Source organism: Gammaproteobacteria bacterium (assembly GCA_029884425.1).
Taxonomy (GTDB): Bacteria; Pseudomonadota; Gammaproteobacteria; order S012-40; family S012-40; genus JAOUHV01.
On the sequence record JAOUHV010000022.1, the window covers coordinates 1 to 13,774 of the forward strand.

Here is a 13,774-nt window from a genome sequence, read left to right on the forward strand (position 1 = left end):
GACTCCGGTGGTGGAAATTGCCACCTCCACGGTCAAAGTGAACAACGTGACCGTGGCCAGCGGCGCCGCCTCTGGTGCGGTTGCTCTGGCGGTGGGTGTGAACACCATTAACGTGGTTGTGACTGCCGAAGACAGCGTTACTGTCAAAACCTATACCCTGAGCGTGACCCGTCAGGGGGCCGGCGATGCCAACCTGTCTAACCTGGTTCTGTCCACCGGCGCGATGGACCAAGGCTTTGTGGCCACCACCACCGGCTACAGTCAGACCGTAGCCAATACCGTGACCAGCCTGACCATTACTCCCACTCTGGCCGACAGCAACGCCAGTGTGAAAGTGAACAACGTCGCGGTCCCCAGTGGCAACGCCTCTGGCAGTATTGCGCTGACCGTGGGCACCAATCCCATTAACGTGTTGGTGACTGCTCAAGACGGCGTGACCCAGAAGAATTACCTGGTGACTGTTACCCGTCAGGCCAACACTGACGCGACCCTGAGTGGTTTGAGCCTGTCCAGCGGCAGCCTCAGCCCCGTGTTTGCCAGCGGCACCCTGAGCTACACCGCCAGCGTGGCCAACACCACCAGCCAGATCACCTTGACGGCAACGGCGAACAACGCCAATTACCAGTCCATCACCGTGAACAACAACCCAGTGACCTCGGGTCTGAGCAGCGGCTGGGTGAGTCTTGCCGTGGGCAGCAACACCATCGACATCGTGGTGACTGCACAAGATGGCCAGACCGTGAAAAACTACAGCGTGGTGGTGACTCGTGCGGCTAGCACCAACGCCAACCTGTCAGCACTGAGCCTGTCTACCGGTACCCTGAGTCCAGTGTTTGCCTCGGCTACAACGGCTTACACCGTGACCGTGGCTAACGCCACCAGCTCGGTGCAGTTTGTGGCGACGGCCGAAGACAGCAACTACTCCAGCCTGAAAGTGAACAACGTCGCAGCGACCTCCGGTCTGGCCAGTGCCGCGGTGTCGTTGGCGGTGGGTGACAACGCCATCCCAGTGCAAGTGATCGCCCAAGATGGCACAACCACCAAGACTTATACCGTGACCATTCATCGCAAGAGTGCCGATGCCAACCTGAGTGGATTGAGTCTGTCTTCTGGCAGCCTCAGCCCCGTGTTTGCCGGCGGCACGACCGGTTATACCGCGTCAGTGGCCAACGGCGTAAGCAATCTGACCGTAACGGCAACTGCCAGTGACGCGGCCAACATCACCGGTTTGACTATCAACGGTGTGGCAGCGACCTCTGGTGTGGCCAGTGGTGCGATCAACCTGGTGGTGGGTGCCAATGCCATCCCCGTGGTGGTGACTGCCGAAGACAGCACGGTTACCAAGACTTATACCGTGACAGTGACTCGTCTGCCTGTGGCCGGTTCGGATGCGACCTTGAGCAGCCTGGTGCCCTCAACGGGTGCGCTGGATCAGATCTTCCAGAGCAGCTCGACTGCCTACACCATGAGCGTGGATTACTTTGCAACCACACTGGCGGTGACACCAACCATGTCTGATCCTCTGGCAACCATGACAGTGAATGGTCAGGCTGTGACGGATGCGACACTCAGCCAGTCTGTTGCGCTGACAGCCGGTGCCGTGACCAGCATCAATGTTGTGGTGACTGCCCAGGACCTGGTGACTACCAAGACCTATACCATTGATGTGACTCGTCAAGCTGCAGCCAGTTTTGCCCAGCGTGCCTACATCAAGGCATCCAACAGCGAAACCCTGGATGAGTTTGGTACGGCGGTAGCGATTTCCGGCAATACCATGGTGGTGGGCGCACCTTTCGAGGATAGCGCAGCAACCGGTATTGATGGCAATCAGGTGGATGATTGCGGTACGACTAACCTGAACTGTGCAAGTAACAGTGGTGCGGTCTATGTGTTCGTCAAGGACAGCGTGACCGGTTTGTGGAGTCAGCAGGCATATATCAAGGCCCCAGATACCGATCTGGACGACAACTTCGGCTACGCCGTTGATATCGAAGGCGATACGATTCTGGTTGGTGCGCCACGTGAAGACAGTAACGTGACTAATGTAACCAATGCGGCCGGTTTCCCAGCGGCTTGGAATGACAGCACTAAAGGCAGTTCCGGTGCGGTGTATGTGTACAAACGTACTGGTACCGCCTGGGCGCTGGAAGCCTTCTTGAAGGCCAGCAATACCACCAATGGTGATCGTTTCGGTATCAGTGTGGCGTTGTCTGGCAATCACGCAGCCGTGGGTGCTTATTATCAAGGCACCACTGCGGTTCAGTCCGGTGCGGCCTATACCTTTACTCGCAGCGGTAGCATCTGGAGTGCTGGTGAATTCCTGAAAGCCACTAGTCCTGCGACCAGTGATGAGTTCGGTTTCGAGCTGGGGCTGAGCGGTGACACGCTGGTAGTGGGCGCCCCCCTGGAAAATGTGGGTGGTTCGTCCAATGTGGGTGCGGCTTATGTGTTCACCTATAACGGCGCTACCTGCGGCAGCCCAACACGTCTGCAGGCGAGCGATGCAAACATCAACGACCAGTTTGGTCATGCCATTGATATCAAGGGCGACATGTTGATCATTGCCTCTCCCCATGAGGCCAGCATCCTGACTGATACCACCAAAGAGTGGAAATACGGTGCAGGTACGGTCTACGCGTTTACCCGCAGTGGCGGTGTATGGACCGAAATCCAGCGTATTCGTGCCAATACCCCGACTGAAGTTGAAGCCAATGACTTCTTTGGCCGTAGCCTGGCCCTGGGTGATGGCGTGTTGGTGATCACTGCCCCAGGTGAAGACAGTGCTGCCACTACGGTTGGTGGTTCGCAGGCTGATAACACGTCCCTGCAGTCGGGTGCGGCCTATGTCTTGGTATGGAATGGTACAAGCTGGGTACATAACAAGTTCGTAAAAGTGATCAACAACACTGCTGGTGATGAGCTGGGTGGTCCAATCGGCACCAACTATCCATCCGTTGGTGTGGATGTGGACGGTTCTGTAATGGTCGTTGGATCACGTCTGGAAGATGGCAGTAACACCGGTGTTAATAATGACCCGCTAGCTGCCACTTATGATGACGCTGCTGCCAGCGCCGGTGCCGCCTACATCTTCCAATAATCACCTTGCGAAAAAACAGTGCATGCGCGAGGCCCCGCAAGGGGCCTCTTTTTTAACCAGGTCGGGGAAAAGTGTGAACGGGTTAGGGTTTTATTGATGCTTGATGCAGGTCTCTATGCCGATATCCAACGTATCCAGGTTGCTGTTGCAACAGGTATAGTTGTGTTTGTGTCAGGCCAGTCGGAGTAGACGGTGTGGGACGATTGTTACGGTGGATCAGTTATTTCTTGCTCCTGGTGCTGCTGACTGCGTGCGGTAGTGCTGAGCATGGAGGAAGCAGTAGCGCCAATACCTACATGACCGAGGTGATCCTGTCGGACGATGTCACGCTGGATCAGCCATTTGATCGCAACACTACTGACTACACCGCCAGCGTGGCCAATAATGTCACCAGCTTTACCCTGACGCCTGCGGCGGAAGATCCCAATTCGACGATTACCATTAATGGCCAGACCGTGGTGACAGGGCGTCCCAGTCCGGCTTTTCCGTTGGAGATCGGACGTAACGTCATCGTCATGGTGGTGACGGCGGCCGATGGACGCACCCAGCGAGCCTACACGTTTGTGGTGACCCGCGAGGCCGGCGTGAATGCCAATCTGGTGGGGTTGACACTGTCTACTGGCACACTGGATCAATCTTTCAATACCAATCTGCTGGAATACACGGCGACCGTGCCGAATGCGGTTTCCAGCATCAGTCTTGTTCCTACCTCGGAGTCAGCCAATTCAACCATTGCGGTCAATGGCATACCGGTGAATTCCGGCCAAACCAGTGCGTCGATTTCCCTGGCGGTGGGAAGTACCGCCATCAGCGTGGTGGTAACGGCGCAAGATGACTGGACGCAAAGAGTTTATCGTCTGACGGTGACGCGTTCCGATGTGGTGTTGCGCAGTAACAATGCAAATTTGTTCAGTTTGAATGCGAACGGGGTGACATTGTCGCCGGCATTTTCTCCCAGCGTAACTTACTACACCGCCAGCGTTGCCAATAATGTCTCCAGTTTGGCGTTGACGCCAAAACTGGTCGATAGCCGGGCTGGTGTAACGGTTAACAGCAGTGTGGCGGTGGATGGACAGAGCAGTAATGTGGCGCTGAATGTGGGTGACAATCCGATCACTGTGCTGGTGACGGCGGAAGATGGTTTTACGCAGAAAAATTACACGCTGCTGGTGAAACGTCAGGCGCGCACCAATGCGGATTTGAGCAATCTGGTGTTGTTGCCGGCGGGGATGAGTCCGGCGTTTTCTGCGGGTGTGTTCAGCTATTCACTGTCGGTGGCGGATACGGTTCACAGTGTGTCGTTGACGCCGGTATTGGCGGACAACGCAGCGACGGTCAAAATCAATGGCCTGGGTGTTCCCGGTGGTGTGGCCAGTAGCGTGGCGGTCAGCCCCGGCAGTAATCAAATCCGAGTGCAAGTTATTGCGCAAGACGGGGTGACGACCAACACCTATGTGGTCAACATTTCCCGCGCCAGTGTTGTGAATGTCGATCTGGCTTCGTTGGCGTTGTCTACTGGCGCCATGGGACAACCATTTTCCTCGGGCACCACGGCGTATTCGCAAAGCGTGGCCAATAACGTGTCCAGTGTGACGGTGACGCCAACGCTGGTTGATCCGGCCGCGACAATGAAGGTCAATAATGTTGCAGTAGCTTCTGGTGCGAGCAGCGGTTCAATTGCCTTGAATGTGGGCAACAACACGATTACCGTGGTGGTGACTGGCAGCGATGGTGTTACGCAAAAAATCTACAGCGTGACAGTGACGCGTTCATCGGGTCTGTCGAGCAATGCAAACTTGAGTGCGTTGACACTTTCCAGTGGCACGCTCAGCCCGGTGTTTGATGCTGCAACCACAAGTTACACTGCAGCTGTGGCCAACACGGTTTCGACGTTGACGCTAACACCGACGCTGGCAGACAACAAAGCCAGTGTGCTGGTGAACAATGCGGCGGCCAGCACGCCAGTGTCGCTGGCGGTGGGCAGCAATACCATTAGCGTGATGGTGATGGCGGAAAATGGCAGCAGTAAAACCTACACGGTGGCGGTGACGCGAGCGGCGTCCACCAATACCAATTTGTCGGCGTTGCAGATTTCCACTGGCGCGTATTCGCCCGCGTTCGAGGCATCGGTTACCAGTTATAACCAGTTGGTTGCCAACACCATCACCTCGGTGACGGTGACGGCATCGACCGAGTTGAGCGTGTCCTCGCTTAAAATTAACAACGTGGCGGTCACCAGTGGCCAGCCATCGGCGGTGATTAATTTGATCACTGGACTGAATGCGATCAACGTTACCGTCATCGCGCAAGATGGCATCAATTCCAAAAACTATGTGCTTAATATCACCCGTCTGGGTAGCAGCAATGCGAACCTGAGCAATCTGGTTTTTTCCAGCGGTGCGTTGCTGCCGGCGTTTTCATCAGGTACGACGACGTACAGCCAAAATCTGCCATACGCTATCGCATCGTTGACGGTGACGCCGACGCTCGCTGATCTTAATGCGACCAGTCTGAAGATCAATGGCGCGGATGTGTTGTCAGGCACCGTCAGTAATAATTTGAACTTGAATGTTGGTGCCAATACCATCAACACCGTGGTGGTTGCGGAGGATGGCACCACCAGTAAAACCTATGCGGTAACGGTTAATCGCGCAGCACCGGCTGCGGATGCCAATCTGGCAGCGCTGACGATTTCCAACGGTGTGTTCTTACCTGCATTTGCTGCAGCGACGACATCGTACAGCGTGTCGGTTGCCAATTCAGTCAGTGCATTGGTGATCACGCCTACGGCCAACGACAGCAAGTATTTCAGTATCACCGTTGCTGGTGCGGCGACCGCGTCGGGCAGTGCGAACAGTGTGAATTTAGCGGTTGGCACAAATGTCGTGAAAGTGATTGTCACGGCGGAAGATGGCATTACCAGCAAAACCTATACGCTGAATATCACTCGTGCAGCGGGTAGCAGCACCGCGCTGATTTTGCATCCGTCGAGTCTGGCGAATAATCCCGGAAGTTACAGCGTGACGGGAGGTACCTGGGCGGACGCGATGGACAGTAATGATGGTGATACCAGTTATGCATCGCGCTGCTGTACCGGGCCGACGGTGAAATTCTGGATGGACATGGATGATGCCACTGGACTTTCGAACGTGGCCATCAATGGCGTGACAGTGCATGCGGTAGTGAAAAATACCAGCACTACTCAGGATGTGAATATCGGCTACATGACCGATGGTGTAAACACCGTGTGGCAAGGCGCAACGTCGGTAACGGCGGGTTCCTATGTGCTGGTGTCTTCATCCAAATTCACCACCGATTCTGCCGGTGGCACACTGGATTTAGCCGATATCGATAATCTGCAAATCGCGGTGGATCGTATTGGCACTGGCCCTTCGGCACTGCGGGTGACTGAAATCTACGCCACGGTTGATTACACCGTGATTGTTCCAACCAAAACGGTGTGCAGCGCCGGTTGTGATTACAGCACAATACAAAGTGCGGTTGATGGTGTTGCTGCAGGCACGCTGATTGAGGTGAGCAATGGCAGTTATCCCGAGGCGATTACCATCGGCAGCAAGAGTCTGACGATTCGTTCCAAAAATGGTGCGGCCCTTACGTCATTGATAGGCAACTACACCAACGCACCCGTAGTGACGTTCAATGGTGCGGCGTCGGCGGTGCTGGATGGATTTACTATCGATAATGGATACGCCAACGGTTGTGCCAGTCGTGGTGTGGTGATTACCAATGGCTCGGGAGTGACTATCAGCAACAGCGTGATCACCAATAATCAAATTCAGGGTTTGAATGCGACGTGCGTTGGCGCAGGCATTCTGGCGCAAAACAATACTGGCGAGATTGTTTTGCACAACAGCAGTGTTAGCAGCAACACCAGCAAATTTGGTGCAGGCGGTATTATGCTGGATCATTCCAGCATGACGATTACCGGCGTGACGCACATTGATAACAATTCGGTTGTGCAAGGTGAGGCCGGCGCCATTCTGGCTAAGAATGGAAGCTCGCTCAATATCAATGCTTCCGGAGTGGGCAGCAGTACAATCAGTGGCAATTCAGTTTATGGCCGAGCGGCAGGCGTTTCATTTGATGGCAGTGCCGGCGGTAGTTTGGCCATTGCCAATATCACTATCAACGGTAACACCGCGCCGAACAATTACGGCGGAGGTGTGACCATTCTCAATACGCCGACGTTGACTACGATTACCAGCAGCAATATCACGGGTAACACGGCCAAGTCGGGTGGTGGCGGTATTTATGCCAGTGCATCACCTCTGTCATTGCAAACGGTGAATGTGGAAAATAATTCTACTACTCAGGGGGGCGGTGCCGGTGTTTGGATTACCGGCGGTTCAACCTCGATTGTTGATTCCAACATTAGTCATAACAGCAGTAATTACGGCGGTATCGGTTTGTACATGGACGGTTCCGCAACGGCGACTTTGTCGATTTCCGGTAGTAATTTTGACAGCAACAATACCGTGGGTAATCCGTTCAGTTTTGGTGGTGGTATGTATTTGCTGAACATCGCGGGAATTACCAGTATCAGTGACACCAGTGCAAGCTTCAACGATCAGAAAACTGGAGGCGGTGGTATTTATGCCAGCGGAGCGCCACTCAATTTAACCAACGTAAAGGCTAACGGTAATCGTCTAAGTCAGGGCTCGGGTGGTGGTTTGTGGGTGAACACCGGCAGCGTGATCAGTTTCAGTCAATTTAACGAGAATGTTACTGCTTCCAGCAATGGTGGAGGTATTTATGCAACGGCGGCGCTGGTGATTGATCGAACTGAAATTCGCGGTAATACGGCCAGCAATGACGGCGGTGGTTTGTTTAGCAATGCAGACCTGACCATGACCAACAGTGTCGTTAGCGGCAACGTGACCAGTGTCACCGTGTGCTGTGGTCGCGATGGCGGCGGCATTCATTTGGCCGGTACGACCACCACCAGTGCGTTGACCAACGTGACGGTGGCTGGTAACGCATCGCAGGATTTCGCGGGCATTTATGTGGCTGGTGGCTCAACGATGATTAACAACAGCATCCTGTATGGTAATACCGCTGCAACAACAGGGGATGGCGATGATCAGCTCAACAAACTGGGTACGGTCACGCTGAATTACTCGGTTATTCAGGACGGTTGGACTGGCAGTGGCAGTAATAATTTGATGTTTGATCCGGCGTTCGTTGATTTGCAGCAGGCAGTAGGCGCGACCCCGACTTCGCTGGGAGATTACCGGCTGTGCCTGAATGCCAATACGCCAGAGGTGAGCTGTCCAGATACTGGGGTGACATATCCATCAATGGCCATTGATTCAGTTCCTTCCAGCAGTTCGCCACAAACAGTCGATGTGCGGGGTTATTTCCGGGCGGTAGATGTTGCCGGAGTGGGTGCCGACGGTAGCAATTTCTATGATCGTGGCGCTTACGAAATGCAGTCCGGCAGTGAGAATTACACCAATGCAGGTATTGTGACAGCACGGAAGGCATCGGCGACATCCATTTTGGTGACTATGCCGTACAGTAGTGACGCCAACGCGGACAACACCTACACAGTGGAATATAAACTGGCCACGGATAGCGCGTGGACGACATGGGTGAGCAATACTGGCCACGTGTCCGATGCATATACAACCACCATCACAGGTTTGGCAAGCGGCGCGACCTACGATGTACGCGCAACCTATCTGGATACGGACGGGGTTGGTGGTGATATGGTACAGACGGTTATTGATGTTTTGCTGCAGTAGCAGGGCGGGTTTGGAACGATTTCCTGAATTTGGTTGAGAATTCGGCGATTGCTGGTTTGTCGCTTGGCAAAGCGCGATAAACTGTGACGTATTTGGCACTTGGTGCGCAGGGGGCGTCTGAAAGGAAACTGTAAACAGGACGATACTTTTTGCATGGCTGGTGGTATGGCCGCAGATATGCGGTGGGTGAATGTTGATGCGTTGGCTATCGGTGTTACTACTCCTGCTGTTAGTGGGCGGATGTGGTGGCGGAGGGGTGCCCATTGGGGCAACCAGTGCCAATGCGTACCTGAATAATGTGACATTGTCTAATGGAGTGTTGAATCGTGAGTTTCGACGCAACGTCGATACCTACACGGCAGCGGTGGCCAATGATGTCACCAGTATCAAGATCAGTCCCGAGACCGCTGACTTGCATGCGGTAGCCTATGTGAACGATATCGAAGTCGGCAGCGGCCGCTACAGCGGTGAAATTCCGTTGCAAGTCGGTGAAAACGTCATTCGCGTAAAAGTGATTGCCCCCGATGAAGTGACCTCGCGTAACTATCATTTCACCATCATTCGTGAACCCGGACGTAATGCCAATTTGGACAGTTTGATGTTGTCCGGTGGCAGTCTGAACGAATATTTCCTACCCAATATTTTTTCGTATACCGCCAGGGTTCCCTTTGAAACCGAAGGCGTCGCGTTGATTCCCAGTGTTGAGCAGATTACGGCATCGGTGACGGTCAATGGGATATTGGTGGCCTCGGGCAGTGCCAGCCAGGTGGTGCCGCTGTTCGTTGGTAGTAACATCATCGGTGTCACGGTGACGGCGCAGGATGGCCGCAAGCAGCAGACTTATACCGTGACCGTTACCCGGGCAGACCCAGTGGCGGTGAGTAATGATGGCACGCTGAAAAACCTATTGCTGTCCAGTGGGGCGATGGATCAATCGTTCGTGTCCAACGGTTACAGCTATACGCAAACAGTCGGGCCTGACGTGACCCACGCGATGGTGACGCCGGTGGCCAATACTGATGGTGCGCAGATCCAGGTCAATGGCGTGATTACCGCGTCAGGTTCACCCAGTTCGCCTATTACACTTGTCGCCGGTGCTGAAACGGTTATCGCTATTCTGGTGACCGCGCAAGATGGCAAAACCTCGCAAAGCTACTCGATCAGGATTTATCGTCAAGCGCGTACCGATGCGTTGTTGGCCAATTTGCTCGTTTCGCAGGGCAGCCTTTCACCCGTGTTTAGCGCCGATGTATACGCCTACAGCATGACCCTGGCCAATGCGATTGCCAGTTTGACGATTACGCCTACTGCGCTCGACAGCCAGGCGTCGGTTGTGGTGAATGGCACTACCCTGAGTGCAACTCAGCCCAGTCGTACCATCAGCCTGGTGACGGGGACAAACCAAGTTGATGTTGTTGTGACGGCGCAAGATGGCCGTAGTCAAAAAAATTATTCCATCATGGTGATCCGTCAGGGTGGCGCCAATGTGAATTTACTGTCGCTGGTGCCCTCTGCAGGCGCGCTTAATCCCGTATTCGCATCGACGACACTGAGTTACTCCATCGATGTAGTTAATGCGACATCTTCGTTGACGTTGACGCCAACGGCTGTCGACGGCACTGCGGTGATACGGGTCAATGGTGGGGTTGTCCCCAGCGGTAATGCCAGTGGATCCATCTCGCTGAATGTGGGCGCAAATGATATTCCGGTGACGGTAACCAGTGCGGATGGCCAGACTTCGCAGGCGTATGTTGTGCGCGTAAATCGTGCCGGTGTGACGGCGGATTTGAATTCATTGGTGCCGTCACTGGGCAGTTTAACGCCGGCGTTTTCGCGTGGTACTAGCAGTTACACGCTCAGTGTGGGTAACACCACCAGCCAGATTAGTTTTACCCCGACCGTAGTAGATCCTGCATCGACGCTGACCGTGGCGAATGTGGCGGTTGTCTCTGGTGTGGTGAGTTCACCGGTGGCATTGGCGGTGGGCAATAATGCGATTGATGTGGTTGTGACCGCCAGTGATGCGTCCACCAGAACCTATACGGTGACGGTTGTCCGCGCGGGTGCAGAAAATGCGGATCTAAGTGGTTTGGCGGTGTCCTCGGGAAGTCTTAGCCCAGTATTCGACAGCGCTAAAACCGCGTATCTCCTGGAAGTTCTGTCATCTGCCACATCGCTGAATGTGACACCTACGCTCAGTGATTCCAGCGCAACGGTTAAGGTAGGAAATGTGTCTACCTTCTCAGGGATAGGGGTGAGTGTCAGCCTGGTCGTGGGCAACAATTCGATCCCTGTGCGGGTCACTGCTCAGGATAATGTGACAACGAAGCTCTACACCCTGGATGTGCATCGTCCTTCTGCCAGCAATAAAGACCTGATTTCATTGCAGCCCTCGCAAGGTGTGCTCAGTCCGACGTTTAGTTCAGCAGTGCTTGCCTATAACCTGACACTGCCAAACAGTGCGACGACCCTGGCGCTGACGCCCACTGCCGATGCCGTGGGTGCCAGCATCAAGGTTAACGGTGTCAGTGTGGCGTCCGGAGCGACCAGCGGTGCAATAAGTTTGAACGTGGGTAGCAATATTATTTCTGTGGTGGTAACGCCCGAAGATGGTTCGACGCCGCGTACCTATACGGTGACCGCCGAGCGTGCGGCCAGTAACGATGCCACGTTATCGGGTTTAAGTTTGTCACAAGGTGGAATGACGCCGTCGTTTGCCTCGGGCGTGACAGCTTACTCGCTGAATGTAGCCAACAGCGTGAGCTCCGTGACAATTACGCCCACGGCAACGTTTGCGCAGGCGAGTATCCAGGTAAACGGAGCGGTGGTCGCATCGGGTAACAGCAGCGGCCCGATTGCGCTGAACACGGGCAATAACAGCATATCGATACGTGTGGCCGCGCAAGATGGTGTGACAACAAAAAATTATTCGGTGGTGGTATATCGCGCTGCCAGCAGCAATCCGAATTTGGCAACCCTGTCACTGTCCAGTGGCTCGTTGACACCGGTATTCGACGGTGCGGTGACCGATTATGCGGTCGAGGTGAATAATGCCGTCAGCAGCATTTATGCGGTGGCAACAGGGGTTAGTACGCTGGGGCAGTTGCAGGTCAATGGCATCAGCGTAGTGCCCGGCAACCCCAGTCAGACTATGGCGCTGGTGGTTGGGGATAACACGCTGCTGGTGGATACGGTGTCTCAGGATGGTAGCGCCAGTAAGCGCTATACCGTGACTATCAAGCGCTTGCCGGCCAGCCAGATCAATGCCGATTTGGTGGATTTGCGCCTGAGCGTGGGTCATCTGGACCAGGTTTTCCAGACCGCGCAGCGTAACTACAGCGCGAATTTTGGTTATTTGCAGCCAGACGTGAAAGTCATTGCCACTGCGGCGCAGCAGGCGACCACCATTAAAGTGAACGGTGTGAGCGTGGCTTCCGGACAGGCCAGTCAGGCCATCAGCCTGCTGGAGGGGGGCGACACGCTGATCAGCATTGATGTTACCGGCAGTGATGGAGTAACCAGCCAAACATACGCTATCAACGTTGCGCGTGCGGCGCTGGCCAGTTTTGCCCAACAGGCATACATCAAAGCCAGCAACACCGGAGCGGGTGATAATTTTGGTTACAGCGTCGCGCTGTCTGGCGATACCCTGGCGGTGGGGGCGTGGCAGGAAGATGGCAATGCCAGTGCCGATGGTTATCCGGGCAGTGCGGACAACAATTTAGCGGCAGATGCCGGTGCAGTGTACATTTTCGTGCGCGATGCGGCGGGTGCGTGGTCGCAACAGGCCTATCTGAAACCCGCGTCGCTGGATGCAGGCGATCAGTTCGGTAGTGACGTCGCGTTACAGGGCGATGTGTTGGTGGTGGGTTCACCTCGTGAAGACAGTTCGTCGACGGGAGTGAATGGCGCAGAAACCAACTATGACGCTGGCTATGACTCCGGGGCGGTGTTTGTGTTTGAACGCTCCAGCGGGGTGTGGAGTAAAACCGCTTATCTCAAACCGGCAGTGAATGCGCTGAACCCGTCGTTTGGCTGGTCGGTGGATATTTCCGGCGATGTGATCGTGGTGGGGACGCCTTGGGATGATGGCTCTGACAGCGGGGTGCAAAACAGTGCGACGGGTGGTTATACCAATCTGTCATCCACGAACGCAGGCTCGGCTACCGTATTTGTGCGTAGCGGTGGCAGTTGGGGGCAGCAGGCTTACCTCAAGGCGGACAATCCCGGTGGTTCGGCACAGTTTGGTTACGATGTGGCGGTGGACGGTGAAACCATTGTGGTGGGGGCGCCGTACGAGGACAGCGGGTTTAATGACAGCGGCGCGGCCTATGTGTTTGTGCGAAACAGTGGTTTGTGGGCACAGCAGGCACGCTTGAAGGCTGTGACGGCGATTAATGCCGATTTGCGCACGGGATTGGCGGTGGATATTTCTGGAGACACGGTGGTGGCGGGGGCAACCAAGCAGGATAGTTCGACCACCGACTCCGGGGCAGTTTATGTGTTTGTGCGTAACAGTGGTGCCTGGAGCGAGCAGACCCTGCTCAAAACCAGTATCGCAGGCCCATCGGATCAGTTGGGTTTGTCTGTGCACCTTGACGGGAATAATCTGCTGGTAGGTGCCTTGGGTGAGGACGGTGGCAATACGGGTGTAAACGGTGACGCCAGCAACAACGGCGTGACGGATGCCGGGGCGGGTTATGTGTTTGTGCGCAGCAACGGGGTTTGGACGCAGCGGTTTTACCTCAAACCGCACAATAACAGCGTTTCGGATCAGTTTTGTCGGATCAATGCGCTGGATGGCGATACGGTGGTTTGTGCTTCGTACCTGGAAGATGGATCTTCGATGGGCGTGAACAATGCCAGTAACGACAGTGCCACGGATGCCGGTGCGGTGTACGTGTTCCGTTAG

3 protein-coding genes are annotated in these 13,774 nt (G+C 54.9%); all 3 read left to right on the plus strand.

Going from position 1 to position 13,774, the window contains the following annotated elements; genetic code table 11:
- Positions 1-3,097 (plus strand): cadherin-like beta sandwich domain-containing protein (locus OEW58_07660; protein MDH5301219.1); only part of this gene is annotated, 3,097 nt, incomplete at its 5' end.
- A 194-nt stretch (positions 3,098-3,291) separates the two neighbouring features.
- Positions 3,292-8,862, plus strand: coding sequence for a cadherin-like beta sandwich domain-containing protein (locus OEW58_07665; protein ID MDH5301220.1), 5,571 nt, complete (start codon positions 3,292-3,294; stop codon positions 8,860-8,862).
- Positions 8,863-9,058: 196 nt separating this feature from the next.
- Complete coding sequence (locus OEW58_07670) at positions 9,059-13,774, plus strand: cadherin-like beta sandwich domain-containing protein (protein MDH5301221.1); 4,716 nt, start codon at positions 9,059-9,061, stop codon at positions 13,772-13,774.